The organism is Micromonospora sp. NPDC049580 (genome assembly GCF_040675595.1).
In the GTDB taxonomy this organism is placed as follows: domain Bacteria; phylum Actinomycetota; class Actinomycetes; order Mycobacteriales; family Micromonosporaceae; genus Micromonospora.
The window spans coordinates 1-1,428 of record NZ_JBFAPG010000797.1 but is presented as its reverse complement, the minus strand read 5'-3'; the positions used below and the strand labels follow the sequence as shown (position 1 = coordinate 1,428).

The window sequence follows — 1,428 nt, the reverse complement described above, 5'->3', positions numbered from 1 at the left end:
TCATCGGGCGGGTCCAGGTCAGCTCGGTCTTGGGCAGCGCCGGGTTCATGCCGTACACCGACGAGGACGACGCCACGAGGACGTGCCCGACCCGGAGCACACCTGGAACACGTCGTTGGTCTTCGACCGTGCCGGCAGCCTGGCCGCGAGCTACCGCAAGATCCATCTGTACGACGTGGAGATCCCGGGCCGGGTCTCCTACCGGGAGTCGGCGAGCGTCGCGCCCGGCGTCCAACCCGTCGTCGTGGACGTTGAGGGTCTCCGGGTCGGGCTGTCGATCTGCTACGACCTGCGCTTCCCGGAGCTGTACCGGCGGCTCGCCACCGAGGGCGGCGCCCAACTGCTGGTGGTGCCGGCGGCGTTCATGCTGCACACCGGGCGGGACCACTGGGAGGTCCTGTTGCGGGCCCGCGCCATCGAGAACCAGTGTTTCGTGGCGGCAGCCGGTCAGACGGGCGACCACGAGCCCGGCCGCACGTGCTTCGGGCGCAGCATGGTGGTCGACCCGTGGGGGACGGTCCTCACGCAACTGCCGGACGGCCCCGGCGTTGCCGTCGCCGACCTGGACCTCGCCCGCCTCGCTGCCATCCGGGCCGAGCTGCCCAGCCTGGCCAACCGCCGGCTCTGAGCGCTCAGCCCTCCAACAGGACGCCGATCGTCGCGAAGCCGGCGATGACCACGGCGGTGACCAGCAGAGCGGTGGTCATCCGGGATCTGCCCCGACGGGCCAGCCGTCCCACCGAGAGCACGAGGACCACGAGCACGACCGCGCCGATCACCAGTTGCCAGAACGGCAGGAGGACGCCGAGCAGTGCTTCCTCGGCAAACACCGTGGCGCCCAGCCCGGACTCATCCATGCCTGACACTCTGGCACGCCGACGCGCGCGGCGTCGCCGACCGCGGGTGCAGACCGCGCCGATCCGCTCGACCAAACCAGTGATGAACCCTGATTTGCCTTCTCCCGGCGGTCCGCGTAACTTTCTCTCTGCACGGGGGAGGCCGGACAAACTGGCCGAGAACGGGCACCGGGCTCGTGGCGGAAACGCCGAGCGAGACCGACGATCGGGCGGTGCGGGACACCCCGGCAACGGGGTTGCGAACGCGAAGCCGACCGGGTAGAGTTCTGAAGCCGGCAGGAGCCGGGCGGAGAGCCGCGAAGCGGTGATCGGCCGGTCTGCGGCTTCCCACGACAGAAACGACCGCCGGGTACGGCGTGCGTCATCGTGGGTCCGGACGAACCAGATTGATCGCCTCGGATACGAGGTTGACAATGAAAGTTCGACCAAGTAGGTTTGAGCGGTTGCCCCGAAACGGGGTTCCACGGAATGTGGAGCTTCTGATCGGTGTGTGGTTGTTCTTTGAGAACTCAACAGGGTGCTTGTAAAGCCAGTGCCAATTATGATTTATACCCCGGATTGGTCGAGCCTT

Annotated in this window: 2 protein-coding genes; one reads left to right on the top strand and one right to left on the bottom strand. The window is 67.7% G+C overall.

The window, feature by feature from the left end:
- The coding region (locus AB0J68_RS32170) for a carbon-nitrogen hydrolase family protein (RefSeq protein ID WP_363942651.1) at window positions 1-628 on the top strand (628 nt) is incomplete at its 5' end.
- A 4-nt stretch (window positions 629-632) separates the two neighbouring features.
- Here the strand turns inward: AB0J68_RS32170 and AB0J68_RS32165 are convergent.
- Complete coding sequence (locus AB0J68_RS32165) at window positions 633-857, bottom strand: hypothetical protein (RefSeq protein WP_354861749.1); 225 nt, start codon at window positions 855-857, stop codon at window positions 633-635.
- Between the last annotated feature and the right edge of the window lie 571 nt (window positions 858-1,428).

What these genes read in the sequence shown, in the direction of transcription:
- AB0J68_RS32165 (WP_354861749.1), bottom strand. Translation starts at nt 857, where the DNA reads ATGGATGAGTCCGGGCTGGGCGCCACGGTGTTTGCCGAGGAAGCACTG.